Genomic DNA, 23,311 nt, shown 5'->3' with positions numbered 1-23,311 from the left:
CCAAACTCGGGAATAAAATAATCAAAATCTTTTAAGCCGGTCTCCATATAGGGGATCGGCTTTTTTTCCAACTTATGCTACTATGTAATGGAAATCTGATGCAGGGGGGATAAGTATGTTGAAAATCGGAATGGCCAGCTTCTGGCATGTGCATGCCGAGGATTATGCCCGCCAGGTAGAAAACCATCCTCATACGCAAATAGCTGCTGTCTGGGACGAAAATCCGGAGAGGGGCCAAGCGGCAGCGAATGCCAAGGGAGTCCGGTTTTACGAACGTTATGAAGACATGCTGGCACAAGTGGATGCGGTTGTTGTGGATGCGCCTACGACCATGCACAAAGAGGTAATTGTTGCCGCTGCTGAAGCCGGCAAACATATTTTTACCGAGAAAGTCATTGCCCCGACCTGGCAGGAAGTGAAAGCCATTCTTGAAGCGGTCCGGGCTAACGACGTCAGGCTGATGGTTTCTCTGCCGAGGTTATATTTCGGATATACCTTGGCTGTCCGCGAGATGGCGGCACAGGGGCTGTTCGGCCAAGTGACGCTGGTCCGTTCCCGCTTATCCCACAACGGTGCTATTCCTACGAATCAATCCGCGACAGGCTGGCTTCCTGCCCATTTCTACAGCAAAGAGGAGTGCGGGGGAGGAGCCATGATCGATTTGGGCTGCCACCCGATGTATTTGACCCGTCTGCTGCTAGGAATGCCGGAGACCGTCAGCGCCACCTACGGGTACATAACCGGAAGGGAAGTGGAGGATAATGCCGTCAGTGTCCTGCAGTGCGGCAACGGAGCCATCGGGATCGTCGAAGCGGGCTTTGTTAACCGCTTCTCCCCGTTCGCTCTGGAGGTTCACGGAACCGAAGGCAGTTTGCTTTACTCTTCCCATGACGGGAAAATGATGTTTCGCAGCAGCGTTAAGGGGGAAGACTACGCTAAGGAATGGCAAATCCGCGAATCGATCCCTCAGGATGCCCCGGCGGCATTCGATCAATGGATTGAGCATATCCACAAGGGAACCGATGCGGAGGAGAATATTCAACTGGCCGTTGATCTAACCAAGCTGATGGAGGCGTCGAACCGGTCTGTACAGGAAGGCAGGCCGATTGCAATCCGCGATCTGAATTGACAAGGGTTTTATAGCACGGTCAAATATTCGTGAGAACTTGGCCAGGCAACCTGCATTCGTGAACTCCCCTCGAAGCGGCCAAACCATTCAGACCCAAATTCGGGCCGTTTCAGGGGGAGGTCCCTTATCGATGTTGTTAGGGAAAGTCATCTTATGCATAAACGGGCCAGAACGAAGGAAACAAGAAGCAGCGTAACCGTCCCTGGTCGAATTTTCAACACACTATGTTATGAAAGGAGCGCTACCGATGAATCCGGCAGCCAAATGGATGATTATTGGCGGTATAATCCTGATTGTATTGGGCTTGCTTTGGCAAGTCGGGGGGCGTTATTTGAATCTGGGCAGGCTTCCTGGAGATATCGTCGTGGAGAAAGAAAACTTCAAATTTTATTTTCCGGTTGTAACCTGTCTCCTCATAAGCGCCGCGGGCTCTCTCATTCTGTATCTGATCCGCATGTTTAACAAATAAGGGTCACTTCTCGTTCAAATGAAAGAACGGATTGCCCGTACTTCAGTCGGACAATCCGGGTCTGCATTCCGTCCCTTCCTCGCTTCTCGTATAGGCAATGAGATGAACATGCTCCCCCATCCGGCCCCGGATTTTGTCTTCCAGCTTTATCAAATCGTTCAGAAGCTCGTCATGCCCGTCGAAATCGGTAAGCATATATTCTTTATTGTTCTCTGTCATTGAATGGTTCAACTCCTTACGGAAGAATTGTTTTTCCTTGTAAAAAGATCGTTATTGGCACGAAAAACTTCCTCTAATACCGGGTTATTCATCTTCGAAGAGGCTTCGTTAGGAGCTTTTTTTATTGTCGCCCCCGATTTCTTCAATTATTCTGATTGCCCGTAGAATTTTAACGGATGCGGATTCGGATTTCATTAAAGAAGTCCCCTTCGTAGTCCTTGGGCATGCGCACCTGCAGCACTCCTTTTTTAAGGATGGCCTTGGCAGATTCCCCTATCACATTTTTGGGCAGGCGGACTACTCGGCTTTTGGCAGATAAACCGTTGAGCTTTAATGAATTATGGCTGACGAATAGCTTTAGGTTACGAGGGTTAATATGGTCCGGTATTTTTATTTTGACGATAAGGTCGTCTTGAGTTTCCACCAATTCATGCTCCAGTCCGTTTTTGCTTTTAATTTTTCCCGGTCCTTTCAGGATTTGCCTGACATAGTTCTCCACCCACGAGGACTCTGCTTGCGCCCGTTGCTTTAAAGCTTCCGCCATGAATGGAAGAGGCCCCCCGAATAACTTCTCCAGCGACTTCCAGTCGAACGAACCGGAGTTTCTATCGCTCATTTCCGTATTCTCCTTTCTGTCCGTATATTATTTTCCTGAGCAAATCGTACACCAGGCAAACTTGGGTCTAGGCGGAGGAAGCTGATCACTGCAGCCTCATCATTCTGCTAATCAGTATACGGGCTCGATGCCCAAAAGGGCACTTAATGGTTTAACGCCTAACGCCTTTTTATTCTGCGATAGATTGCCGGTTTAAGATGTTCTCCTTCAGATTGCAGCGGCAAGGCAATTATATGAACCTCTGGGTATTTATCTACATACAATAGGTTATATGCAAATGACTTCTTCAGGGAACCGTTCCAATTGAGCCGAAAAGGAGGTCAAATCCGTGCCTTCCATCGTCGGAAACGTAAAAATATTAAGCGTTGACTCGGGAGGGATAGTCCAATTCGGTGATGCTGTCTTTCTGTCACCCGTCAGCACATCAAAAACATTTGCCGGTGCAGGCTCCTTCATAACGGGCGATCTTCCATTAACCAACAGCGGAATAAGCGCTACGAATACCAATGATCCTGATTTGGTCGATACGTCTTCGGCGAAGGCGGGATCGGGATGAATTTGACTGTTCATCAGAATATAACTATTCATACGATTCGAATCGGGGCGGTTACTAATTCTTCAGTCCTGCAAATAGGCAGTGCGGGAGTGATTAAGTCGCTGTCCAATCTGTACAACACCGGGGGATATACCAAGCCCGCTCCGGAAGTGAGTGCGGTTTCCACCGTTTCTCTAGTCCCTCTGCCCGGGCCTTCATGACGGGGTAGGTTCGTTCACAGGCATGGCCTGTTCCATGTACCGCATACATTAAATAAACGGGAGGTGTGCGGGATGTATAACGATCCTCGGCTCATGAGGTGGCTTCAGGATGTATATAATTTCTTGGCCCGGCAGCAGGAGAAAATGGAGCGCATGGAAGAGATGATTATCGAGATTCGTGAGGATATACGTGAATTTAAAAGCAACAAGATGACACATGTGGAGAGAATAGAGTACCATTTCGACCAACTGAAGGTAGAGACACTGGAAGGAACTTTGAACATAGGATTAACTCCGAATGGCAAAGGCATTGAAGAATTAGCCGTACCTTCCAACGGGGAGCCCGGAGGAGAGGGGGTAGAGGATGTCCCTTTTTTCCCCAAGCTTAAAGAGCAATTGGACCGCTATATTGATATGGAGATTCCCAGAGAGGTCAGCAGCTTCGAAGCCCATTACGGCGTTCAAGTGCCGGATGAGGTGCGATTTGCCATGATTGAGGACATACGTCGGCAGGTGGGGCCGAGAATAGTTGTTTACATCCAAAGGCTGCATAAGGATTCGTCGGATGACTCCGCCGTTGAGAAAGACATATTAGACAGGGTCAAGCGGGATATCCGGTTGGCCATTGAGCAATATTTTGAAAAACAGTATGGGAAGGGCAGTGAGGAAACATGAAGATGACTGTGGTTAATAAGGAAATCAAAGTAGGACAGATAAGGGTAATTGGTGTTACAACTTCTTCGGTTTTATTGGTGGGAGACACGGAGAGGATCAGTCTCGCTTCCGCATTCGATACTCCGCCCGAAGCTTTCGTCGTGGGGCCGTTCGTACCATTATCCGCTGCAAGGTAAAGTTTATGAAGCAGGCCCGAATTTCCTTGGTTGGTTTCTTCAAGGTTATTGAGATTAAACTGAGCTCCATTGTCCAGTTTGGGGATTCGCTCTGCTTGACGCCGGAAACGAAGGTTCTGGCAGTGCTGCGCAGCCAGTCCTCATATTACGGGGATGAAGGAGATTTCAATTACCCGATATTCACGAATCCTATCCCCGGCCCATCGCTCGATGAAGAGCTTGAGATGGAAATCATTAACGAATCCCCTTATATCAAGGTTGAATCGATCAAAATTATTGGAGTCTCAGCTTCCGGAATAGTACAGATAGGCTCTAACCAATGCATCGATGCCGAAAGCAGGATCAAGCATATTCGCCAAATGATCCGGGAAGACCTTCCTCTGCTGATGGGAACTGCCGCGGTCGAAGCAGTCGAAGCGGCTGCCGCCGGTTCGGGCGCTGTAATCGGTAACGGTCGAAAAGGGAGATAAGCGGCACACCTGCTGCAATTTCTATAGCATCTTGTGCTTGCGCAAAGTACGGATCAGCTTCCAATAAGTATAGTCTTTTTGGGAATATAGACTGCGGACATCCTGCACCCATTCCGGAATTTCTTGGGTTACCGCGAGCTTCTGCATAGATTTGACCGTTCCTTTTAACTCATTCCGCTTTTTCTCCAAATCTTTGCGAACGGACAGAAGAGACTGTTTAAGCTCCAGTACTTCTTTTTTGGATAAAGGGCGGTTTTTCTTTTTAGGACTTCCATTTTCCACACTTTCACTCAAGGATGTTCATCTCCTTCAACGATATATTTCATTGTATGCGGCCTTCGCCCGCCTGGTATAGACGTAAGCCCAGATTTGAATATGTCCTAACGGGGTGATATCCTAATGCTAGATACAAGCTAGAGAAGAATAGACAAAGGAGCATTCGCCAATGAATTCGATTCTTAAATGGGACGGTCACACCCATACCGCATTCTGTCCTCATGGCACCTCGGCAGAGCTCGGACTTTATCTCGACCGGGCGGTCCAACTGGGATTTACCCGTTATACGGTGAGCGAACATTCTCCATTGCCGAAGCACTGGATGAAGAACGAGCAGCTGCAGCGGGAGCTGGCTATGGAAGCGAGCGAGCTGCCGGCATACTTTGATTATGTAAAAAATTACAAGAATCGCTATGAAGGAGTACTGGAAATTTGGACCGGAATGGAAATAGATTATTTGCCCGGCAAGCCCCAGTATTCTCTGGAATTGGCCGAACAATGCCATCATGAGGTGGAGGATTGGGTGGTCTCCCTCCATTTCCTGCCTGGCAAAGATGGAATGAGATGTATAGATTATACACCGCAGGACTTCGAGGAAGGGTTAATCGCCTACTACGGCTCGATGGAGAAAGTAGTAGACGAATATTATAATGAGCTCGAGCAGGGAGTGGCCTTGGCGGCCAAACTCCCGGGCAGCCGCCGGTTGGGTCATGTCAATTTGATAGAGAAGTTCCATAAGGCGCTTCCTCCGATCGATCCGGATCAGATCCGGAAGCGGCTGGACGGGCTTCTTCCGAAGCTGGCCGAGGCAGGCGTGGGCATTGATGTCAATACTGCAGGCTTGAGAGTTCCGACCTGCGGCCAGCCGTACGTTCCCGGATGGTTTATCGGCAGATGTCTGGAAATGGGGATCCCGCTTGTTTTCGGATCGGATGCCCATCGTCCGGAGCATGTCGGCGAGGGATGGAATTACTATGAGGAATCCATTGCCTCCTTCCGATCGGCCCGACCTTAATGTTGAAGGATAGTCGGAAGGGTTGGTAGCCGATAAATATAACTAGCGTTCTAAGTCAGTAAAGCGATACTGGTAGATTTGCGCTTGTTCTTTTTACAAAGGCCCGATATTGACCGCTTCCTTCCGGCCTTTCTTTCATGTATAATGTTTTTCGGATGGGTCCGTCTTTGATATAACGTCCGTTATTGAGGAGGGAATATCAGATGGAGGAGGGAGGTTGCATAATGACCGTCACGAAGAAAGATATAGCGGATTATTTAGGTATTTCCAGAACAGCGGTGTCTTTGGTTCTCAATAATACACCGAACAGCACCGTTTCGGAGGAAACGCGAAGGAGCATTCTGCAGGCCGCTAAAGAGCTCGGTTACCGGGACAGCGAAATTTACCCCAAAATATGCTATATTCTGTATAACCGCGAACCGGACGACCCCTTGTATATTCATGACCTTCGGGTGATCGAAAATGTAGCAAGCCAACATGGTTACAGGCTGATTTTCATGAATGTTCGCTCCAGTACGAATGATTTCAACATGCTTTCCAAGTATCTCGGAAACAAGGAGGTTTCCGGAATCGTTCTGACCGGAGATATAGATGACGACATTTTGGATATCATGGAGGATGCGGCAGTTCCTTATGTTGTTTATAGCGGTGTGTCCTCGAATAGAACCGATGTGAATGTCATTGTTACGGACGTGGTCAAAATTGCATATGAGGCAACGAAATATTTGACGGATCTGGGGCATGTCCGAATTGCCTTGTTCAGCGGCAGCCTGGATACGTTGGTTCATCAGCAGACGTTGACCGGCTACCGCAAAGCGCTGGAGGAGGCCGGAATACCCTATGATATCTCGTTAGTCCAGGCCAGTAAGGAAGAGGATGGATACGAGCTGGCCTCGAGAATGGAAATACTGGAAATCGACTACTCCGCCGCTTTTTGCGTTAACACCGTCATTCAATTCGGAGCGCTGCAGAAGCTTAAGGACCTTGGATTTCAGGTTCCCAGGAAGATCAGCCTCGTCGGCTGGGGATATTCGGAGCTTGTCAAGATGAGTGTTCCGAATTTAACTACGTTATATATCGGTCCGGAAGAGAAGGAAAATGTTGTGAAACGGCTGATTGAAATTATCAATGAAGGGGATAAGGATCGCCGTACCATTTATTTGAAGGATACGGTCATCCACGAAGGCGGGACAGCCGCTTTATACCGTTCGGGAAGTTGAGTTAAATGTTATTTATAAGGCAGGAATAGCGAAGGGCGGAAACGCCCTTTTTTGTTTGCTTCGGCAAGTACATAACAAATGTTATTTTAATATTGACGACAAATATAACGCGTGTTAATATGATATGGAAACGATTACTCATTCCTTTTTTAGTAAGAATTGACAAGGGGGAAGGTTTATGCAAGGTAAATGGGGGAAAGCGGCATCTGTCCTTATGGCGGGAGTAGTAGCTGCCAGTTTGACGGCATGCGGCAAAGAAGAGAAGCCGGCGTCAAGTCCGAATGCAAGCCCGGGCCCGAGCTCGGAGCCTTCTGAAAGCGCTGCACCGAAAACAGTTTCGCTGGATTGGCTTACTTATCAGTACGGTCCGGTGGACAACGATGCGCCGATTAAGAAGTTCGTGGAAGACAAATTTAATGTCAAGCTTAACATTTGGTATATGGACGTCACCCAGAGGGAGCAGCTTCTCGGCACGAAGCTGGCTTCGGGCGAAATTCCGGATTTTATGACCGTTTATTCGGGGGCGGATTTGCAGAAGTTCTATACCCAAGGGGTAACGGTAGGCTACACGGAAGAAGAGCTTAACCAGTATATGCCCAATTATAAGAAGCTGGTGGACTCTTACGATCCGAAAATTTGGGATTACGTGAAATATGACGGGAAGTACATAGGTATCCCGAGCATTAACAGCGATGGGGTATACAGTTTGGCTACAGCCTGGAGACAGGATTGGCTTGAGAAGGTAGGCATTACGAAAGTGCCGGAGACGCTTGAGGAGTACAAGGAAGCCTTGGTGAAATTCCGCAATGATGATCCGGACGGCAACAATAAGAAGGATACTTACGGGATGTCCAATTCCGGAATGACGAATGTTTACGGCGCTTACGGAGTCTACCCGGAATTCTGGACGATTCGCGACGGACAGATCGTCTGGAGCGGAATTCTTCCCGAAACGAAGAAGGCATTGGAAACGCTGAGAGAGTGGAAGCAGGAGGATTTGATCAGCCCGGAATGGGTTATCGGAGAGAACACCGGAGGCTATTGGGCGATCTCCCATGACTTTGTCAACGGCAAAATCGGAGTATCCTCCCACGGTTCTTATTATCACTGGTCTCCAGCCGATCCGGAAACGAATTTCCTGGGCGGCGACAACACCAAGATGCTGGCGGAAGTGACCAAAGGTGAAGGCAAGATTGCCTACGGCAAACCTCCGGTAGGGCCGGACGGCAAATTCGGAAACATAACGCCTGGTCTGGTCGGAGGTACTTATATGGCGTTCGGTAAAGATGCCGCAGATGATGAGACGAGACATCGGATTATGCAAATTTGGGATACAGTTTACGGAGATTTCGACACCTTCGTGAAAGTGAAATATGGCGATAAAGGTGTACACCATGACAATGGTCCGGACGGACATACGATCGTTATGAAGGAAGGCTTCAAGACCAATGAGGAAATGGCGAAGATCGGAGCGCATATTACATTCTCTCCTTTTGCCCAGCCTGAGTTCTCGAAGAAGCTGCAGGATCCGAAACGGGTCGGAGCCAACGATAAGTACTTCAAGTTCGAGGGAGCCGGCTATGAGAACGCAGTGAAGTCCCCGCTTCCGTCCGACAGCAAATATTCCAAAAACCTGATCAAGCTTCAGCAGGATACGTTCACCGCGATCATTAATGGAGAGAAGCCGTTGGAGGAATTCGATAAATTCGTCGAGGAGTGGAAGAGCTCCGGAGGAGACCAGTTGACCAAAGAAGCTAACGAATGGTATCAGTCCTTGAAATAATCCAGATTCATAAAAGCGGCCAGCAGGTGGTTCTTTGGCCGCTTTTTCCGTTAGGAGTGAGGGTATGAACGGGAAAATAACAACATCAAGCACGCTTCCTTCTCCAAACATGAGACCGGGAAGAATGAGAACGTGGCTTAAATCCTATTGGAAGCATAAATATTTGTTAATTATGCTGCTGCCATGTTTGCTGTATTTTATTATATTCAAGTATTTGCCGATGTACGGAATCATTCTGGCGTTTAAAGAATACCGGTTCATTGACGGGGTGTTCGGCAGCCCCTGGAACGGAATTCAAAATTTTGTCGATCTGTTTACAGGCAGGGATTTTCCGAAGGCTTTCCGCAACACGATCATCATCAGCTTCTACAAGCTGGTGTTCGGATTTCCAGCTCCCATTATATTGGCGATTCTGCTTAACGAGCTGAGAGTCATTTTGTTTAAAAAATTCGTCCAAACCTTAAGCTACCTGCCCCACTTCTTATCCTGGGTCGTCCTGGCAGGGATTTTCATGGAAATTTTCTCGCCTACGCGTGGAGTCGTCAACTATATCATCACCTCGCTGGGAGGAGACGCCATCTTCTTCTTCGGTGACAAGAACTGGTTCCGGACACTACTCGTCAGCACCGAAGTCTGGAAAGGTGTCGGATGGGGCTCCATCATCTATCTGGCTGCGCTGTCGGGAATCGATCCTTCCCTGTACGAGGCGGCTATTGTAGACGGAGCCAACCGGTGGAAGCAGATGATCCATATCACTCTGCCCTCCTTGATCCCGGTCATTACGATCATGTTTATCTTTGCCGTCGGAGGCATTATCAATGACGATTTCGACCAGGTGTTCAACTTCTATAATCCGGCTGTATATGAGGTGGGAGACGTGTTAAGCACCTATACCTACCGAATCGGGATCACCGAGATGCAGTACGGGCTGGCGACGGCCTCCGGATTGTTCATCAACGTCATCGCCTTCGTGCTGATTATTATAACGAACACGATCGTCAAGCGATTCAGCGACTACGGCATCTGGTGAGGAGTGATTAAACGATGTCCATGACTATAGGTAAGAAATCGTTCGGGGAGAAAGCGTTCGACACCTTTAACGTCGTCTTTCTGACTTTGTTTGCTTTCACGGCCGTTTACCCCTTTATCGATGTACTGGTGGTTTCCTTCAGCACACCGGCTGCGGCGAACGTTTACGGCTTGAAGCTGTGGCCCAGAGAATTCTCGGCGGAGGCGTATAAAGCCGTCTTCGACAACCGGATGATTTGGGTCGGATACTATAACACCGTTTATCGGACGGTGCTCGGAACATTCCTGAACGTTATTTTCACCGTTCTGTGCGCCTATCCGTTATCGAAGAAATATTTGCCCAACCGCAATCTGTTCACCATGATGATTGTTTTCACCATGTTTTTCAGCGGCGGCCTGATCCCCAACTACTTGCTCGTCAAGGAGCTGGGATTGCTGGACAACCGGATGGCGCTCATTCTTCCGGGACTGATCGCGGCTTTCTCGATGATCATTGTCCGGAATTACTTCATGTCGCTACCCGAAGAAATAGAAGAGTCGGCGAAGATGGACGGAGCGAACGACTTCCGCGTCTTGTTCTCGATCGTGCTTCCGGTCTCCAAGCCTATCATTGCTACGATTGCGCTGTGGTATGCGGTCGCACACTGGAACGCCTGGTTCGACTCTCTCTTGTATATTTCGAATCCGGAGAAGACGGTGCTCGGGAATGTGCTGCGCAAAATTGTCATTGAAGGCTCGGCGCAGTTTCAGCAGTTCGAATCCTACGATCCGACGAGGGAAAATGCGGTGACGCCGGACATTATCAAGGCGGCAACGATTATGGTCGCCACGATTCCGATTATTTGCGTATACCCGTTTGTACAGAAATATTTTGTTAAAGGCATCATGATCGGTTCTCTGAAAGGATAGAAAGGGAGTGAAACGATGACAACCGTCCGGCCGAAGCACGGATTTTATTTTACGGTTCAGGATGTAGAGCAGGCTAAGCGCAATCTGGACTCCCATGCCTGGGCGCGGGAAGCCTATCAAGCCTGGAAAAGAAGGTGCGACTCGTTCCTGGAGCTCGACGACCAATTAATCTATGACTGTGTCCTGAGCATGCAGGACCAGACTTTTGCTTATGGAATTGCCGGCTGTCCCGATTGTGGACAGCCCTTTCCCATGAATCTGGAGGAGCAGCGGCCCATGTTCTCCGACATTAGACAGTTTCCCCGCAAGTTGCTGACCTGTCCCCACTGCCGGATGACCTTCCCTAATGACAGGTATCCGGATACTGGTCACGGGTTTGAAAAGAACGGCAAAGGATATTATCCGGTAGGCATGTGGAATTTCTTTATCGCGGGCGATTGGTTCGGCGGAGTCCGAGATCACGAAGGAATGGTTACGAAGCTTACTTATTTATACATGCTGACGGGAGAAGAGCGATATGCGCATAAAGCGCTTGTACTGCTCGATGCTTTCTCCGCGATACTGCCCGGCACGATCGGGCCGCGGGATTTCACCCCGTTCGGCAGTGATTTTGAAATCGGCCGGCTGCATATGCTGACAAGCATCGTGCATCGGATCAAAGTATGCATCGCCCGCGATTACGATTGGCTGTACCGGCTGCCCGAGCTGGACAGCCCTTCTCCCGCCTTGAGCCGATTGGGCAGAACGGGGACGATGCGCGCCTGCATCGAAACGATGCTGAATGATTACATGCTGACCGAGCCGGGAGGACCGGTCTACGATCTGAGCGGCGGCAATCTTACGAACCTGCAGAATCATGAATCCGACGGAGTGAGGGCTATGCTGGCCGTCGGGCTAGTACTGGATAATGAGGATTATTTGCGGTGGGGAGTGCAGGCGGTCGAAGCTTACTTCTATAACGCGATTGGCCGGGACGGAATGTATTATGAAGGCTCCTATGGGTACAGCCTGTTTACCGGCTCGGTTTTTCTGGATGTAGCCCTGCTGGCCATGAGAGCATCCGGCGAGGAGCAGCTTAAACAATTTCATCCGTTTGACTGCAGCCGGTTCTTCCAATTTTCCGTTCGCAACCATCTCGATGTGTTATGCCAGGGACATCTTCCCTGCTTTGGGGACTGGGGCAGAGATACCCGTGAAAGCACAGAGCCGGACCGCAAGCTTCTGGTCGATACTTACCGGGCGGCGTCGTTCTTTAACCAGTTTTCCCCGGACCCGGACATGAAGAGGGAAGCGATGCAATGCATGGAGAAGCTGTACGCTGCGGCGGTTCCGGAGCTCGGCGGCCGGGGGATTGATTTATTCTTTGCCCATCCGCCGAGTCCCCGGACAGACGGGTTGGAACGGCCGAGAGGGAATACAGTCAAGGGCCAGTTCGGCTTGGCGATTGCCAGGGATGCCAACGATACGACCTTATTGATGAGAGTTGGGCAAAACAACACCCACGCGCACGACGATGTCCTCGGCCTTAATTTTTATGCCCACGGCAAAGAAATTTCGGCCGATATAGGCTATGGCATTTATGGAACGAACGGCCATTTCGGTTGGGGGACGAAAGCGATCGCCCATAACACCGTTGTCGTCAATCGGGACCGAGAGTTAAAGCGGGGGCAACTGTACAAGCCGTTCGCCGGCGGGGAATGGTCTGTTATTTACGAGGACGGTTACTTGTCCGCGATTGAAGGCCAGGCTCCGGCATTGTATGATATCGATGCTTACCAGAGAATGGCCGCTGCCGTTCCGATCGGCGATCAGGCTTCGTACATAGCCGATTTTTTCTATGTTCAAGGCGCGGAAATGTGTGACTACGCTTTCCATGCCTTTCACGAGGACAGTGAATTAGCAGTAGACGGGGTACGGCAGGCAGCGGAGCACTGGACTCTGGCCGGGGTGGATGCGGAGGAGAAGCCGTATTTCGATTATCCGGACAAGAGCTTCGGGGAGCGGCTGTCGACGGGCGAGACATTCACCCATGCGCTGGACGGGGAGAAGCTGCAGGCCTGGACTCCCGAACCGAATAACGGCTATGGGTACATCTATGCCGTTCGGGAGCATGCAGCCGAGGGGCGGACTGTAAGCGCCACATGGACCTCCAGCCAAGGCGGCGTGCTGAACTGGCACGGGATTTGCGGGCCGCAGGACCGGATATTGAGCGGACAATGTCCGAGCTTAGAAGGAACGGTCCAGCATCCCGTGCTCATCATCCGCAGCGAGGAGCGGGCCAAGCAGTATGCAGCCGTTTATCAGGCTATCAGCGCGGATGAGGCCGGGCCGAAAGTGACCGGATTGGAGCCGCTGAAGGCGTACGGTGAGCTCGTTACCGCCTTCCGTGTGAAGCTGGACAACGGCTTGGAGGATTACTGGGCATACAGTCCGCAGGATCAGACGATCAAGGTTGAAACTCCCTACGGCGAATGGCGGATCGAAGGCCGCTGCGCCTGGATGCGGTTGGACGAAGAGGGCCGGATGACCGCCCAGTCGCTCATTCGGGCCGATCATGCGGAATTCCGGGAGGCCACCGGGCAAGCGGAAGCGCGGAAGTGGCTGCCGGTGGAGCAAGTGGACATTCATGCGGATACCATCTGGGTGAAGGCCGATCAGCCGCGGGAGCTTCCTCAATATGTGAAGATCCGTTCCGGTGCGGGTCCCGCCTCCATATATCCTGTAAGATCCATGCATCAGGATGCAGGGTTGCTGAAAATTACGTTGAAGGATTCGGTCATTTTGTCCAAAGGGATTGTCCGGCAGATCGAGGATGGAGGAATCGATACGGTTTATCCTCTGCCGCTCGGGTTCGACCTTTCCTCCGAAGGTGTGACTCCTTTCCGCGGCAAAGCGATGAAAGGCTATTCTGGAGGAGAGGCAATCATTACCGGAGTGGATCATTTGAAGCGATTGAGGGTAGACATCGTGAAGCCTTTTCATTTGGAGGAAAAATTCGACATTGTCGACGTACAAATTGGAGATTTTATTCAATTTATCTGAGAAATCGCTCCCGAAATGATGAAAATTGGTTGAATCCTGCCAACGTTTGGGCTAAATTAAGAGAAGATAGATTATGATGGGAGAGGATTTGTGATGGAGAAAATGAAAATTGGCGTCATCGGTGCCGGGTCCATTTCGGGAGTGCACTTGGAGGCATACCACAACAATCCGGAAGTGGAAATTTATGCGATTTGTGATTTGAACGAGGAAAGAGCCAAGGCGAAGGCCGAGAAATACGGCGCATCGAAAGTATTCACCGATTATAACGAGCTTCTGGCCCTGCCGGAAATCGAAGCGGTCAGCGTCTGCACCTGGAATAATTCCCATGCTCCCATCAGCATCGCGGCTTTGAACGCCGGCAAGAATGTGCTTGTCGAGAAGCCTCTTTGCAAAACAGTTGAGGAAGCTCTGCAGGTAGAAGAAGCGGTCAAGCGCAGCGGTAAAGTGCTGCAAGTAGGTTTCGTCAGACGCTATGGAAGCAACACGAAGGTGCTGAAGGAATTTATCGACAACGGCGACCTTGGAGAAATTTATTATGCCAAGGCTTCCTGTCTGCGCCGATTGGGGAATCCCGGAGGCTGGTTCGCGGACAAGGAGCGTTCCGGCGGCGGTCCTCTGATCGACATCGGTGTCCATGTTATTGATCTGGCTTGGTATCTGATGGGCAGACCGAAGGTGCAGTCGATCACCGGAAATGCTTATAACAAGCTTGGAAACCGTAACAATGTGAAAAATTTGAGCTTCTACCGTGCTGCGGACTACGATGCGGACAAGAACACCGTCGAGGATGCGGCCAACGCCTTGATCCGTTTCGAGAATGGGGCTTCCCTGATGGTCGATGTCAGCTTTACGCTGCATGCGAAGAAGGACGAATTGACCGTGAAGCTCTACGGGACCAAAGGCGGAGCCGAAGTGGAGCCGGAACTGACGATCGTTACCGAGAAGTACGATACGATTTTGAATGTATCTCCTCAGGTCGATCATCCGACATTCGATTTTGCCGGAGGCTTCCAGAACGAGATCAACCACTTCATCGACGCTTGCAAAGGGCGCAAAGAAACGCTCAGCCCGGTACAAGACGGCGTCGAGATGATGAAAATTCTTTGCGGGATTTATGAATCCAGCGAGCAGGGCAAAGAAATCCGATTCTAATATTGAATTTCAAGGACTTATACAGCATACTTCATCCGTCGGCCTGTGGCCGGCGGATTTTTATTACCCCATGAAGGGAAAAATTGTACTACATTTTCGATTGGCTTTATTATACAGAACCCTTTTCTTGCTCTTAGTTAGTCAAATCAGAGATGCTGCATCCTCAACAGTACCTCTTCAACGGACTCGTTAGCTCCTCGTCAGCACCTCGCTAGAGCTTCGTCAGTCCCACGTTAACTCCTCGTTAGGATCTCGCCAGCGCATCGTCAGTCCCACGTTAGTGCCTCGTTAGGATCTCGCCAGCGCATCGTCATTCCCACGTTAGTGCTTCGTTAGCATTTAGCCAGCGCTTCATCAGTGCCTCGTTAGTTCCTCTTCAGACCGACCCCCTCCTTAGGTTATCTAGCCGACACCCTGTTCCTATGCATCTTCTCTTTGCCAAGGTATTGGACTGTTATCCCCTTGTCTCAGAAAGGCTCGATGTTTCGAATTATGCAGCTGGTTCTCATCCAGCTCCGGTAACTTTCAAACGGTTTATCCGGAATTTTCTACCTGGAAGCTACTAAGCGAAAGGGATAGCAGTCAAAAGGAGAAAAGGCACGAATTCTCCGGTTATAAAGAAACTGAGTAAATGGGATAGCAGTCAAAAGGAGGAGAAAGGTACGAAATCTCCGGTTATAAAGAAACTGAGTAAACGGGATAGCAGTCAAAAGAAGGGGAAAGGCGCGAAATCTCCGGTTTAAAGAAACTGAGTAAAGGGGATAGCAGTCAAAAGGAGGGGGAAGGTACGAATCTCCGATTAAAAGAAACTGAGTGAAGGGGATAGCAGTCAAAAGGAGGGGGAAGGTACGAATCTCCGATTAAAAGAAACTGAGTGAAGGGGAAAGCAATCAAAAGAGGAAAGAGGTACAAAGCCTCCTTGAAAGACACTGAGTGAAAAGGGGTAACGACCAAAGCAAGCTTGATTGTTAACAAAGTCAAGCCGCGATGTACGGACAGACTTCAAGGACTCGCAAAAATGCAGGTCTTTTTGGGGATTTTGTGTAAAATCAGCAAATGACGAGCAAATGTGCAGGTCTTTTTAGTGATTTGGCCGATTTTCGGGATTTTCTTGAGAAAGACCTGCAGAATTGTTGGTCTTTCCGGGCTTTTAGCTAAATTCCGGAAAAAGACCTGCAGAATTGTTGGCCTTTCCGGGTTTAAACGGTTTCCTGGAGAAAGACCTGCAATTTCTCGTCTTTGCTGTTGTAGGCCATGCCTTCTTTGACGTACAAAAAAGGCGGTGACACATACTACGGGCTAACTATCCGCCAGCCATCCTACGGCCAACAACACGAATGAAACACCGGAAGCGCGGGCCATGGCGGCCGGCCGAAACACAACTGTGCGAACCGGGGCGGGGGACTCTGTATAAGCATTTAAGACCGGCACCCGAACGGGCCGGCCTGTTTTTCGCCTAACGAGATTAGGAACGGGATGCGTTTGTCGTATGGGTCTCGGCAAATTCCGAATATTTCCTTTCCTTCGACTCCCAATAGCCAATTCCGAACAGGACGGCGATGATCGGAAAAACAACGAGCCGAATGATCGCGAATTGCCAGAACAGATCGTGCATGGAAATAAGTTCCAAGAGTGTAAGGATGACAGCCGTGGAAAGACCGAAGCCCAGTATGCAATAATTAACCAGAAATTTGGACTTTCCCATTTGCCGTTTCTTTTTCCACTGAAGAGCTTGACGTTCGTTCATAACGGGACCCCTTTCTATCTCCTACCTATTTATTGTAACCCGCCGGCAATTTCTAGGCAATTCTACTTTGCAACAACTTTGTGCCAAAATCGTTAGTTGTTGATATACTTATAATTAACTAACACGATCGGCACCTATGGACAAATATGGGGAGAAGGGTGAAATTCCATTATGAGGATCGTTCAGACGAAACATGCGGTAGTTCAAGAGGAACTGCTGGCCCCTTTTGGCTTTAAAGGAGGTTACATAGATGAACTGTGGCAGTCCGTTGTCCTGCTGGCCAATGAAACGGGGGAGATTGGAGCAGGAACCGGCGTGCAAAGCGTGCTGTGGTCGGATGCCGATGTCTTTACCCGGCTGGGCGGGCAGAAGGGCAACGAAATCATGGCCCGAATGACGACGGCAGCACTGGATGCAGCCCGGGGTAAGGAATTCAGCGATCCCTTTGCCCTTCTGGAGCATGTTCTGCCGCAGGTTTATGAATATGGCCGGGGGCATAGCCACCCGGATCTTCGCTTGACCTTTGCTCTCAATTCGTTGGTTCCCGTTGATTTTGCCTCGTGGCAATTATTTGCCCGGCAGAGCGGGATATCCTCGTTCGATCAGCTCATCCCGGAGGAGTACCGTGCTCCTTTGTCCAGCAGACATTCCGCGCTGGCCAGTACTCCTCTGATTCCTTATGGCATGCCGGAGGAAGAAATCATCCGTTTGCTGGAGGAAGGCTATTTCGTGTTGAAAATCAAGCTGGGAGCGGATCCGAAGCAGAATGGCGACCGAAGCGAGATGCTCGAGTGGGACAAACAGAGACTGGAAACCGTCCATAGGTTGGCCGGCGAGAGGTCAAGCGAATTTACGGAGAGCGGGAGGATCGTCTACTATTTGGATGCGAACGGGCGCTATGATCATAAAGACCGGCTTCTCTCATTATTGGAGCATGCCGACCGCATTGGAGCGTTGGAGCGGATCGTTCTGCTGGAAGAACCCTTCCCGGAGAACGATGAGACGGAGGTAGCGGATCTCCCCGTTCGCATTGCGGCGGATGAGAGCGTGCACAACGAAGAGGACGCGCTGGCCAGAATAGAGCTTGGCTACGGAGCAATTGCTTTGAAACCGGTAGCCAAAACATTGAGCGTCAGCCTGAAAATGGCCAAGCTGGCGCATGAACGGGGCATTCCTTGCTTCTGCGCGGATTTGACGGCAATCCCGTGGATGGTCGATTGGAATAAGAATGTGGCTGCCCGGCTGAAGCCCATTCCGGGACTTAAGACGGGCCTGCTGGAGTCCAACGGTCACCAGAATTACCGGAGGTGGGAGGAGATGCGCCGGCATCACCCTCACGGTCAAGCCGAGTGGACCGAATCCACCCGGGGAATCTTCCGGTTGACTGAGGCTTTCTACTCGGTGAACGGAGGGATACTCGACCGCAGCGAAGCCTATGAGCAGATCGCCACACAAGGAGACCGGCGCGGGTAGGGGATAGCCGGGATACGGCAGTATTTATTCATGACGAACTTTATGTCCGGAACCTTAAACGTACTTCTATGAAAGAAACAGCCCGATTTTCCTTCGCTGGACGGGTTCATATAAGGGATTGTTGAAAAATGATAAAATCTCCTTTTGGGTGAGGCAGAGTTTCTTTGATATAATAAAATAGTTGTGAAAGAAATAGCTATCGGTCTGCGTTAGGGAAGATTAGGAGGAGTGACTATTGAGAAACATTTTTGTGTTTGCACTGCTCTGGTGGCTGATAGGCAATCCATTCATTGCCATTATCATTCTTTTCGTGGTTCTCTACTGGCTTGACCGTAAGTTTCTGGGACTGTCGCCCAGCATTACCAAGCCGTTTCGGCAAAGCCGGAGGCTGCGTCAACTTCGTCAGGAGCTGCGGCTGCAGCCGCATCAAACCAGCGCCAAGCTGGAAGCCGCCTATCTGCTTATCGGCAAGAAGAAATATAGGGAAGCACTGTCCTATTTGGAAGAAATCGAGCCCATGATGGAGGAATCGGCAGATGTCCAATTTGGCATCGGACTGTGCCGGTTGAAGCTGGGAGAACTTGAGAGCGGAGAGCGCAGCATGCTCCGCAGCATTGAGCTAAATCCGCGCATCCGCTACGGGGAGCCTTTTCTAAGACTGGGTGAAGCGTTTGCGGAATCCAAGCCGGACCAAGCGCTGGCTTACCTGGAGCAATTCAGGGAGGTTCACTCCTCCTCCTGCGAGGCATATTATCGGCTTGGACAGCTATACGACAGGCTCGGACGCCGGCAAGAAGCCCGCCAAGCCTATGCGGAGACATTGGATATCTACCGGGGACTGCCGAAGTATAAGAAACGATCGGAACGGCGATGGGCGCTGCTGGCCAGGATGAAGGGCGGCTAGCTTCGGTTTGTCGGGCATTCCTGCAACGTATCACAACCTTTTTTTCAGCCCAGATGGCTAATAACAGAATGACACGGGAGATGAATTTAGATGTCCATGGAATATCCGATGCAAGCGATCGTTCTGATTGTCGTAGTTGCAGTCACCTTCGTATCCATGTTTATGTGGACTAAAATGAAAAAAAGAAAGTAGGCTGTCAAATGTATTATATTAACAGGGAGCAGCTGGAACAGCTGCTCGAATTTTTGCCCGTCATCAGCGACGCATGTGAACAATTGAAGGATAATTGGAATGGAACCTTACTGGATGGGTTAGCTCAGGAACGTATTCTTCATCTGGCGATTGAGAGCGTGACCGATGTCGGCAGCCTTCTGATCGACGCGTTTATGATGAGAGACGCCAGCAGCTATGAGGATATTGTAGAAATTTTGCTGGGAGAAAATGTGTTTGCCCGTGAAATCGGGGAACCGCTGATCGAACTCGTCAAGCTGCGCAAACCGCTTGTTCAGGAATATATGAAGCTGGATCGGGATGGATTACATCCGTTAATCGGTGACCTGCCGGCTATATTGAAGGAGTTCGCTCCTTCCGTCCGGCAGTTCGTCCGTAAAGAGCTTGGTGAGTAGGCTGCCTTTAGATACTCAACATTTTGGTTTGTTTAATTTACTATCCGCTTCAAATGCGATACAATGGCATTACAGGTGGTGATCAGGATGAGTAAAGAGCAGGAATCATCCACTCGCAGATTGCTGTTGACGATGATGAAGACGGACGGTCCAATGAGCGTTAGCGAAATGGCCAAGCAGTTGGGAATAACGGAGATGGCTGTTCGCCGTCACTTGAATACATTGGAGCGGGACGGTCTGGTCGAAACCCGGTTGTCCCGTCAGGCAATGGGCAGGCCGACGCACTTATACTCGCTGACAGAATCGGCAGATGAATTCTTTCCGAAGAACTACCATCAATTAACGTTAGATCTGCTGCATGAGCTTGTAACCGAGGACGGCGAGGAGAAGATCGGACGTCTGTTCCAGCTTCGCAAGGAGAAGCTGCTCGGCAAGTACCGCGAGCAGATGGAGGGTAAATCCTTGTCGGAAAGAGTGGCTCTTCTGGCAGATATACAGAATGCTAACGGGTATATGGTGCAGTGGGAGCACAAGGAAGACGGGTTCGTATTTACCGAGTTCAACTGTCCCATCTCACAGGTAGCCCGGCAATATAACGAAGCATGCAGCTGCGAGCTGGCGTTGTTCGAGGGATTGCTGGGAGCGGAGGTCAATCGCACGGAATGCATAACGAGCGGCGGACGCAGATGCACCTATCTGATCGGAAAGCAGCCGGTGAAATCAGTCTCGGAAGGTTAAGAGAAGCTTCTCCTGTTTTTCATAATCCAGAAATTAAAGACAGCCCGATTCTTCTGCAGGCAGGAGGGTTCAGGCTGTCTTTCTTGACTTTAGCAGGGAAGAAAATACTTCATAGAGGCAACTAGCAGAGCTCCAGCCGGAGCCCTTCGTGAGCGAGCTTGCATCGTTCCGGCAATTCGTAGCGCTCTGATTCGTTCAGGTCGATGCCATGGGACAGATGAGTGAAGAACACCCGCTCCGGGTTCATTTCCTCGACAAGCTGCAGAGCTTCCACGATATCATAGACCGATCGCGTGTCCGGATCCGCTTCCTCTTTATAGAAATTTGTCCCGAGAATAAGCAGCTGGAGGTTCTCGAGAGGCCGTTTCTCCTCCGGGCTCAGCCGAATCGAATCGGGACAGTACACCCATTGATATCCGGGCTTGGAGAAGTGATAGGCATAGGAAAATCCATTCCTGCCATGGCATACCCTCCAGGGAAAAATCCGCCACTCTCCGAACGAAAATCCGTCATCCACTTCTTGGTATACAAGCTGATTCTCCAGCCAAGGGAAGAAGCCGCGAAGTGACTGCAGCACTTCGGCAGGAGCGTATACATGGCCTTTCTTCCGGCGCCACCGGCACAAATCGGCATATTCCGGAAGACCGCCGATATGATCGTAATGGGCGTGGGTGATCAATAAATGATCGAGGTCTCTCATTCGCATCCGTTCCATCTGACTTCCCCAGGTGGGACCGCAGTCGATGATCATTTGCCCCCCTCCACATTCCAGCAGGACGGAGGAACGGGTCCGCCTGTTGAGGCCACCCGTTCTTGCCTCGGTGCATACCTCGCAGTCACAATAGACTCGCGGCACTCCCATGGAATCACCGGTGCCCAGGAAGGTCAGCCTATCCATTAGCCTCATCCCCGTTCATTGTGCTGGTTAAGCGGGCGGCCTTATCACGAAGCGCGTTATAATTGCCGTTGTCGATTTCCTTCAGGCTAATGAGAGAGCCGCCAACTCCGACGGCATAGCAGCCTATGTCCAGGTAATCCCGCACATTATCCTCGCGAATCCCTCCGACCGCAATCATGGGAATGCGGTCCAGCGGAGCCATCAGCTCCTTCAGATAAGGCAAGCCGAGTCCCGAGCTTGGGAAGATCTTAATTGCTGTCGCTCCGGCTTTCCATGCGCGAACGATTTCCGTCGGAGTCATCGCCCCGGGGAAGATGGGAATCCCTTCTTCGGCGGCATAGCGGATCACGTCTTCATCCGTATTGGGGGTAACGAGGAAGGATGCTCCAGCCCGAACGGCCTCTTGCGCATCATCCGAATCCAGCACCGTTCCGGCCCCTATGTACATCCTGTCGCCCAGCCTCTCTTGCAAATCTTGAATCATCATGAGAGCATCAGGGGTATTCAAGGTCACTTCCATAACCGTTATTCCGCCTTGAAGCAGTGCTTCCGCTGCAGGTACAATCTGTTCGCGTTTGACCCCTCTGGCAATGGCTATCAGCCGTGTTTTCTTAATTTGCTGCAGGCCTTGCTCGCGGTTCATCGTATCCCTCCTTGTTGGCTTCTTCTGCATTATACCTTCTGCCGATATGCTCGATCAAACGGTTTCGGGAAACGAAATCTCCCATTTCTTTAGCTGCTTTTTTGTGATACGCTCAATAAAGAAAGCTCCGGGCTTCTTGATGGCCGGCCTGTATCTATTGCGACAAATCCGGGTCAGGAGAGCCATTTTACCGGAATTAAACCGTTTATTTGTTATCGGGAGAGATTCCCGGATACAATGATAATAGAAGAAGGAAAGGATGAGAGCTTCCATGAGTCAAGAGGAACGGATTAAATTAACTTCATTATCAACTAAAGGAGGCTGCGGCTGCAAAATCGGACCGGCCGATCTTGCACAGGTGCTGCGTGGATTGCCCCAGTCGGAGTCTAATCCGAACCTGCTGGTCGGCCTGGATACTAGCGATGATGCGGGAGTGTACAAGCTGAACGACGAACTGGCGCTTGTACAAACCGTTGATTTCTTCACGCCGATCGTCGACGACCCGTATTCTTTCGGACAGGTGGCCGCGGCCAATGCCATAAGCGATATTTATGCGATGGGCGGCAAGCCTCTGACGGCCTTGAATATCGTCGCGTTTCCGATTCGCAAGCTGGACAAGCAGGTGCTGACCGAGATTTTGCGCGGAGCGGGGGATAAGATGAAGGAAGCCGGAGTAACGCTGGTCGGCGGCCATTCCATCGATGATAACGAGCCCAAATTCGGGCTGGCGGTAACCGGGGTGATCCATCCGGATAGAGTCAGAACCAATGCCGGGGCGAAGCCGGGAGACCGGCTCATTCTGACCAAGCCTATTGGCGTAGGGATTTTGACCACCTCCATCAAGAAGGACCTGTTGAGCGAGGAAGAGGTAAACCGGGTGACCCAAGTGATGACTACCCTTAACAAGAAGGCCGCAGAGACGATGGAGCCCTACGCAGTTAATGCTTGTACGGATGTAACGGGCTTCGGCTTGTTGGGTCATGCATACGAAATGGCCAATGGAAGCGGGGTAGGCATACGCATTGATCACAAGAGTGTACCTGTGCTCCCCCGGGTCCGTGAGCTGGCCGAAGCAGGCCAGGTGCCTGGCGGCACCAAAAATAACTACGCCCATCTGGAGGGGAAGGTTACCTTTGACGAATCGATAGACCAGATCGGACAATGGATTCTATGTGACGCCGTAACATCGGGAGGCTTGTTGATTTCGGTTCCCGAAGCGGAAGCCGATGCTCTCCTTCAGAAGCTGTGGGAGGCGGGAGTGGAAGCGGCTCTCATCGGAGAAGTGACGGCAGACCATCCGGGAAGGATTATCGTTCAGTAGATGCATACTAGATGAGGTGACCTCT

Annotated in this window: 25 protein-coding genes; 19 read left to right on the top strand and 6 right to left on the bottom strand. The window is 50.6% G+C overall.

Translation table 11 applies throughout. From position 1 onward, the window contains the following. Window positions 1-115: 115 nt before the first annotated feature. Both ACFQ03_RS13280 and ACFQ03_RS13275 read left to right on the top strand, forming a co-directional pair. Window positions 116-1,129 (top strand): Gfo/Idh/MocA family protein, encoded by a 1,014-nt coding sequence (locus ACFQ03_RS13280; RefSeq protein ID WP_379288641.1) that lies wholly within the window; start codon window positions 116-118, stop codon window positions 1,127-1,129. Window positions 1,130-1,376: 247 nt separating this feature from the next. Then, window positions 1,377-1,598, top strand: a complete 222-nt coding sequence (locus tag ACFQ03_RS13275) for a DUF2905 domain-containing protein (protein ID WP_379288639.1) — start codon at window positions 1,377-1,379, stop codon at window positions 1,596-1,598. Between the two features lie 42 nt (window positions 1,599-1,640). On the opposite strand, the gene ACFQ03_RS13270 is transcribed toward ACFQ03_RS13275, so the two are convergent. Together ACFQ03_RS13270 and ACFQ03_RS13265 are read right to left on the bottom strand one after the other, a co-directional pair. Then, a complete protein-coding gene (locus ACFQ03_RS13270) occupies window positions 1,641-1,817 on the bottom strand; it encodes a hypothetical protein (RefSeq protein WP_379288636.1) in 177 nt (58 codons plus the stop codon). A 169-nt stretch (window positions 1,818-1,986) separates the two neighbouring features. Then, the gene (locus ACFQ03_RS13265; RefSeq protein WP_379288634.1) at window positions 1,987-2,433 is read right to left on the bottom strand and encodes an Hsp20/alpha crystallin family protein; all 447 of its coding nucleotides are present in this window, start codon (window positions 2,431-2,433) and stop codon (window positions 1,987-1,989) included. Window positions 2,434-2,761: 328 nt separating this feature from the next. Between ACFQ03_RS13265 and ACFQ03_RS13260 the strand changes: the two genes are divergently transcribed. The 5 genes from ACFQ03_RS13260 to ACFQ03_RS13240 all read left to right on the top strand — a co-directional run bounded on the left by ACFQ03_RS13260 (window position 2,762) and on the right by ACFQ03_RS13240 (window position 4,510). Further along, window positions 2,762-2,989: a spore germination protein gene (locus tag ACFQ03_RS13260; RefSeq protein ID WP_144932086.1), complete on the top strand. Its 228-nt coding sequence runs from the start codon at window positions 2,762-2,764 to the stop codon at window positions 2,987-2,989. Further along, entirely contained in the window at window positions 2,986-3,189 is a 204-nt protein-coding gene (locus ACFQ03_RS13255) for a spore germination protein GerPB (protein ID WP_150959544.1), read from the top strand. Before ACFQ03_RS13260 ends, ACFQ03_RS13255 begins: the two co-directional genes overlap by 4 nt. Window positions 3,190-3,261: 72 nt before the next feature. Then, complete coding sequence (gerPC, locus tag ACFQ03_RS13250) at window positions 3,262-3,864, top strand: spore germination protein GerPC (protein ID WP_379288631.1); 603 nt, start codon at window positions 3,262-3,264, stop codon at window positions 3,862-3,864. Next, a complete protein-coding gene (locus ACFQ03_RS13245; RefSeq protein ID WP_144932080.1) occupies window positions 3,861-4,040 on the top strand; it encodes a spore gernimation protein GerPD in 180 nt (59 codons plus the stop codon). Before gerPC ends, ACFQ03_RS13245 begins: the two co-directional genes overlap by 4 nt. 5 nt (window positions 4,041-4,045) lie before the next feature. After that, window positions 4,046-4,510 (top strand): spore germination protein GerPE, encoded by a 465-nt coding sequence (locus ACFQ03_RS13240; protein WP_379288629.1) that lies wholly within the window; start codon window positions 4,046-4,048, stop codon window positions 4,508-4,510. Between the two features lie 21 nt (window positions 4,511-4,531). On the opposite strand, the gene ACFQ03_RS13235 is transcribed toward ACFQ03_RS13240, so the two are convergent. After that, window positions 4,532-4,804, bottom strand: coding sequence for a hypothetical protein (locus tag ACFQ03_RS13235; RefSeq protein WP_144932076.1), 273 nt, complete (start codon window positions 4,802-4,804; stop codon window positions 4,532-4,534). 151 nt (window positions 4,805-4,955) lie between these two features. On the opposite strand from ACFQ03_RS13235, the gene hisJ reads away from it, so the two are divergent. The 7 genes from hisJ (at window position 4,956) to ACFQ03_RS13200 (ending at window position 14,936) form a co-directional block, all read left to right on the top strand. Beyond that, a complete protein-coding gene (gene hisJ, locus ACFQ03_RS13230; RefSeq protein ID WP_379288626.1) occupies window positions 4,956-5,801 on the top strand; it encodes a histidinol-phosphatase HisJ in 846 nt (281 codons plus the stop codon). A 224-nt stretch (window positions 5,802-6,025) separates the two neighbouring features. Then, window positions 6,026-7,021, top strand: a complete 996-nt coding sequence (locus ACFQ03_RS13225; protein ID WP_379288623.1) for a LacI family DNA-binding transcriptional regulator — start codon at window positions 6,026-6,028, stop codon at window positions 7,019-7,021. 178 nt (window positions 7,022-7,199) lie between these two features. Further along, entirely contained in the window at window positions 7,200-8,804 is a 1,605-nt protein-coding gene (locus tag ACFQ03_RS13220; protein WP_379288621.1) for an ABC transporter substrate-binding protein, read from the top strand. A 124-nt stretch (window positions 8,805-8,928) separates the two neighbouring features. Next, the gene (locus ACFQ03_RS13215) at window positions 8,929-9,834 is read left to right on the top strand and encodes an ABC transporter permease (RefSeq protein WP_260981920.1); all 906 of its coding nucleotides are present in this window, start codon (window positions 8,929-8,931) and stop codon (window positions 9,832-9,834) included. A gap of 14 nt (window positions 9,835-9,848) precedes the next feature. Continuing rightward, complete coding sequence (locus ACFQ03_RS13210) at window positions 9,849-10,742, top strand: carbohydrate ABC transporter permease (protein ID WP_144932070.1); 894 nt, start codon at window positions 9,849-9,851, stop codon at window positions 10,740-10,742. Between the two features lie 15 nt (window positions 10,743-10,757). Further along, on the top strand, window positions 10,758-13,784 hold the full coding sequence (locus tag ACFQ03_RS13205; protein WP_379288618.1) for a heparinase II/III domain-containing protein: 3,027 nt from the start codon (window positions 10,758-10,760) through the stop codon (window positions 13,782-13,784). 93 nt (window positions 13,785-13,877) lie between these two features. Beyond that, window positions 13,878-14,936 carry a Gfo/Idh/MocA family protein gene (locus ACFQ03_RS13200; RefSeq protein ID WP_144932066.1) on the top strand — a complete coding sequence of 353 codons (1,059 nt, stop codon included), beginning with the start codon at window positions 13,878-13,880 and terminating at the stop codon, window positions 14,934-14,936. A gap of 1,465 nt (window positions 14,937-16,401) precedes the next feature. Here ACFQ03_RS13200 and ACFQ03_RS13195 read toward each other — a convergent pair. Then, on the bottom strand, window positions 16,402-16,683 hold the full coding sequence (locus tag ACFQ03_RS13195) for a hypothetical protein (RefSeq protein WP_144932064.1): 282 nt from the start codon (window positions 16,681-16,683) through the stop codon (window positions 16,402-16,404). A gap of 171 nt (window positions 16,684-16,854) precedes the next feature. Between ACFQ03_RS13195 and ACFQ03_RS13190 the strand changes: the two genes are divergently transcribed. The 4 genes from ACFQ03_RS13190 (at window position 16,855) to ACFQ03_RS13175 (ending at window position 20,424) form a co-directional block, all read left to right on the top strand. Continuing rightward, entirely contained in the window at window positions 16,855-18,156 is a 1,302-nt protein-coding gene (locus ACFQ03_RS13190) for an enolase C-terminal domain-like protein (protein WP_379288615.1), read from the top strand. A 235-nt stretch (window positions 18,157-18,391) separates the two neighbouring features. Next, the gene (locus ACFQ03_RS13185) at window positions 18,392-19,060 is read left to right on the top strand and encodes a tetratricopeptide repeat protein (protein ID WP_379288613.1); all 669 of its coding nucleotides are present in this window, start codon (window positions 18,392-18,394) and stop codon (window positions 19,058-19,060) included. 200 nt (window positions 19,061-19,260) lie between these two features. Continuing rightward, on the top strand, window positions 19,261-19,686 hold the full coding sequence (locus tag ACFQ03_RS13180; RefSeq protein WP_379288611.1) for a DUF86 domain-containing protein: 426 nt from the start codon (window positions 19,261-19,263) through the stop codon (window positions 19,684-19,686). Window positions 19,687-19,773: 87 nt separating this feature from the next. Continuing rightward, complete coding sequence (locus ACFQ03_RS13175) at window positions 19,774-20,424, top strand: helix-turn-helix transcriptional regulator (RefSeq protein ID WP_144932056.1); 651 nt, start codon at window positions 19,774-19,776, stop codon at window positions 20,422-20,424. 121 nt (window positions 20,425-20,545) lie between these two features. On the opposite strand, the gene ACFQ03_RS13170 is transcribed toward ACFQ03_RS13175, so the two are convergent. Both ACFQ03_RS13170 and ACFQ03_RS13165 read right to left on the bottom strand, forming a co-directional pair. After that, window positions 20,546-21,322 carry an MBL fold metallo-hydrolase gene (locus ACFQ03_RS13170; RefSeq protein WP_379288609.1) on the bottom strand — a complete coding sequence of 259 codons (777 nt, stop codon included), beginning with the start codon at window positions 21,320-21,322 and terminating at the stop codon, window positions 20,546-20,548. Next, entirely contained in the window at window positions 21,315-21,965 is a 651-nt protein-coding gene (locus ACFQ03_RS13165; protein ID WP_379288607.1) for a bifunctional 4-hydroxy-2-oxoglutarate aldolase/2-dehydro-3-deoxy-phosphogluconate aldolase, read from the bottom strand. The genes ACFQ03_RS13170 and ACFQ03_RS13165 overlap by 8 nt, the downstream gene beginning before the upstream one ends. Window positions 21,966-22,236: 271 nt before the next feature. Here ACFQ03_RS13165 and selD point away from each other — a divergent pair, with 271 nt between their 5' ends. Continuing rightward, on the top strand, window positions 22,237-23,286 hold the full coding sequence (gene selD / locus ACFQ03_RS13160) for a selenide, water dikinase SelD (protein WP_379288605.1): 1,050 nt from the start codon (window positions 22,237-22,239) through the stop codon (window positions 23,284-23,286). Window positions 23,287-23,311 lie beyond the last annotated feature (25 nt).

Source organism: Paenibacillus residui (assembly GCF_042677205.1).
GTDB classification, from domain to species: Bacteria; Bacillota; Bacilli; order Paenibacillales; family NBRC-103111; genus Paenibacillus_L; species Paenibacillus_L residui.
Note: the sequence above shows the minus strand (reverse complement) of the source record. Positions and strands in the feature narration are given on the sequence as shown.

What these genes read in the sequence shown, in the direction of transcription:
- ACFQ03_RS13280 (WP_379288641.1), top strand. Translation starts at nt 116, where the DNA reads ATGTTGAAAATCGGAATGGCCAGCTTCTGGCATGTGCATGCCGAGGAT.
- ACFQ03_RS13275 (WP_379288639.1), top strand. Translation starts at nt 1,377, where the DNA reads ATGAATCCGGCAGCCAAATGGATGATTATTGGCGGTATAATCCTGATT.
- ACFQ03_RS13270 (WP_379288636.1), bottom strand. Translation starts at nt 1,817, where the DNA reads ATGACAGAGAACAATAAAGAATATATGCTTACCGATTTCGACGGGCAT.
- ACFQ03_RS13265 (WP_379288634.1), bottom strand. Translation starts at nt 2,433, where the DNA reads ATGAGCGATAGAAACTCCGGTTCGTTCGACTGGAAGTCGCTGGAGAAG.
- ACFQ03_RS13255 (WP_150959544.1), top strand. Translation starts at nt 2,986, where the DNA reads ATGAATTTGACTGTTCATCAGAATATAACTATTCATACGATTCGAATC.
- gerPC (WP_379288631.1), top strand. Translation starts at nt 3,262, where the DNA reads ATGTATAACGATCCTCGGCTCATGAGGTGGCTTCAGGATGTATATAAT.
- ACFQ03_RS13245 (WP_144932080.1), top strand. Translation starts at nt 3,861, where the DNA reads ATGAAGATGACTGTGGTTAATAAGGAAATCAAAGTAGGACAGATAAGG.
- ACFQ03_RS13240 (WP_379288629.1), top strand. Translation starts at nt 4,046, where the DNA reads ATGAAGCAGGCCCGAATTTCCTTGGTTGGTTTCTTCAAGGTTATTGAG.
- hisJ (WP_379288626.1), top strand. Translation starts at nt 4,956, where the DNA reads ATGAATTCGATTCTTAAATGGGACGGTCACACCCATACCGCATTCTGT.
- ACFQ03_RS13225 (WP_379288623.1), top strand. Translation starts at nt 6,026, where the DNA reads ATGACCGTCACGAAGAAAGATATAGCGGATTATTTAGGTATTTCCAGA.
- ACFQ03_RS13220 (WP_379288621.1), top strand. Translation starts at nt 7,200, where the DNA reads ATGCAAGGTAAATGGGGGAAAGCGGCATCTGTCCTTATGGCGGGAGTA.
- ACFQ03_RS13215 (WP_260981920.1), top strand. Translation starts at nt 8,929, where the DNA reads ATGAGAACGTGGCTTAAATCCTATTGGAAGCATAAATATTTGTTAATT.
- ACFQ03_RS13210 (WP_144932070.1), top strand. Translation starts at nt 9,849, where the DNA reads ATGTCCATGACTATAGGTAAGAAATCGTTCGGGGAGAAAGCGTTCGAC.
- ACFQ03_RS13205 (WP_379288618.1), top strand. Translation starts at nt 10,758, where the DNA reads ATGACAACCGTCCGGCCGAAGCACGGATTTTATTTTACGGTTCAGGAT.
- ACFQ03_RS13200 (WP_144932066.1), top strand. Translation starts at nt 13,878, where the DNA reads ATGGAGAAAATGAAAATTGGCGTCATCGGTGCCGGGTCCATTTCGGGA.
- ACFQ03_RS13195 (WP_144932064.1), bottom strand. Translation starts at nt 16,683, where the DNA reads ATGAACGAACGTCAAGCTCTTCAGTGGAAAAAGAAACGGCAAATGGGA.
- ACFQ03_RS13190 (WP_379288615.1), top strand. Translation starts at nt 16,855, where the DNA reads ATGAGGATCGTTCAGACGAAACATGCGGTAGTTCAAGAGGAACTGCTG.
- ACFQ03_RS13180 (WP_379288611.1), top strand. Translation starts at nt 19,261, where the DNA reads ATGTATTATATTAACAGGGAGCAGCTGGAACAGCTGCTCGAATTTTTG.
- ACFQ03_RS13175 (WP_144932056.1), top strand. Translation starts at nt 19,774, where the DNA reads ATGAGTAAAGAGCAGGAATCATCCACTCGCAGATTGCTGTTGACGATG.
- ACFQ03_RS13170 (WP_379288609.1), bottom strand. Translation starts at nt 21,322, where the DNA reads ATGGATAGGCTGACCTTCCTGGGCACCGGTGATTCCATGGGAGTGCCG.
- ACFQ03_RS13165 (WP_379288607.1), bottom strand. Translation starts at nt 21,965, where the DNA reads ATGAACCGCGAGCAAGGCCTGCAGCAAATTAAGAAAACACGGCTGATA.
- selD (WP_379288605.1), top strand. Translation starts at nt 22,237, where the DNA reads ATGAGTCAAGAGGAACGGATTAAATTAACTTCATTATCAACTAAAGGA.